Consider the following 1,581-nt stretch of genomic DNA (forward strand, 5'->3'; position numbering starts at 1 on the left):
CTACCAGCAGGAGGGCATCGTGATGGCCGCCGTGTCCAAGGGGCAGCTGCGGCACGCGCGCCGCAATGCGAAGGTCATGGCCGAGGCCGGATCGGCGGCCGAATTCGTCGAGGGCCGCGCAGCAGGCCTTCCGGACGGCTTCCTCGGCGGAGTGCGCGAGGGGGTCGGTGGCACGCTCAACCCGGGTGAGTTCGTCCTCGGTCTGCGGGCCGCGACGATCGCGTCCGGCGTGCGTGTCTACGAACGCACCCCCGCCCGCGACGTCACGGACTCCGGCGACGGTGTCACCGTCGACACACCGGACGGAAGGGTTCGGGCTCGCAAGGCGCTGCTGACCACCAACGCCAACAGCAACGGCTTGTCCATCGCGCCGAAGAATCTCGCCAGCCCGGTGTGGACCTCCCTGGTCGAGACCGAACCCGTCGCACCCGAGCGACTCGACGCCATCGGCTGGACCAGCCGCGCCCCGATGGTCACGCTGCACATGATCATCGAGAGCTACCGCGTGACCCCGCGGGGCACCATCGTGTTCGGCACCCGCCGCGTACAGACCGGGCGGAACCCACTGCCGAACCGCACCCCCGCACGGAACGTCACCGACGACCTCGTCCGCGGATTCCACGACCGCTTCCCGGGCCTGCGCGACGTCAAGCTGCAACAGTCTTGGGGCGGCTGGATCGGCATGAGCTCCACGTGGCTCCCCGTCGCCGGCGAGGCCTCCGACAACGTGCTCTACTCGCTCGCCTGCAACGGCCACGGGTTCGCCCAGGCACAGTACGTGGGCCATCTCCTCGCGGACCGGGTCGGCGGCGCGCCGCTGCACGACGACCTGGCCGCGATCTGGCACGGCCGCAAGCATTTCTGGCCCAGCTTCGTCAGCGGACCCGCGCTGCACGCGGCCTGGCTCGCCGACCGCGCCTCCGACCGCCTGGCAGCCCTCACGAACTAACCATCGGCGCAAGCCACCCTCCAAGGAGAAATCATGTCCATCAAAGAACTGCTCTTCGCGGTCGCGGACATCTGGATGATCGCCGTCGGATTCACCTACGGCATCAAATTCATCCGGAACTACAAGAACTACCTGCTCGGCATCGAGTGGATCATCGTCGCGACATCGGGTTCGAACTTCCTGATCTACGGCCTCGTCAAGGCAGGTCACGACAGCCCGATGTACGCCTTCGCCTACTTCCTGGACGCCTTCTCCCGGTCCGTCGGCATCACGCTGATCCTGGTCCTGGGGCTGATGAAGGTCACCCACCGGTACAAGCCGTCCGCGGCGGTGGACATCGGCGCGTTCGCCCTCGCGGGCGTGGTGGGCTTCCTCCTCAGCCAATTCGCCGTGGAGATCGGTCTGCCCGGCAAGATCTTCTACATCGTCGTCAACGTGCTCACCACGATCTTCCTGATCTACTTTGTCAAGCGCCTCTGGGGCATCGGCGAGCGCGGGCACGCCATCTCGGCCGCCGTCGCCACCGCCTGCGGCTTCGTCATCGCCGCGACCTACGACTTCGTCCACATCCCGGGCGACGACGCGGAGCACACGATCTTCTACATCTTCGCGCTGTCCACGTGGGGCCTGCA

The 1,581-nt window shown here is 67.2% G+C and carries 2 protein-coding genes; both read left to right on the forward strand.

Features of this window, described 5'->3' with window-relative positions; translation table 11 throughout:
* On the forward strand, positions 1-949 hold a 949-nt coding region (locus tag CJ177_RS32955; RefSeq protein WP_095869547.1), incomplete at its 5' end, for an FAD-binding oxidoreductase.
* 33 nt (positions 950-982) lie between these two features.
* Positions 983-1,581, forward strand: a 599-nt coding sequence (locus tag CJ177_RS32960) for a transporter (protein WP_095869548.1), incomplete at its 3' end; no start/stop codon positions are given.

Origin of the sequence: Rhodococcus sp. ACPA1 (assembly GCF_002300195.1) — a bacterium.
In the GTDB taxonomy this organism is placed as follows: domain Bacteria; phylum Actinomycetota; class Actinomycetes; order Mycobacteriales; family Mycobacteriaceae; genus Rhodococcus_F; species Rhodococcus_F opacus.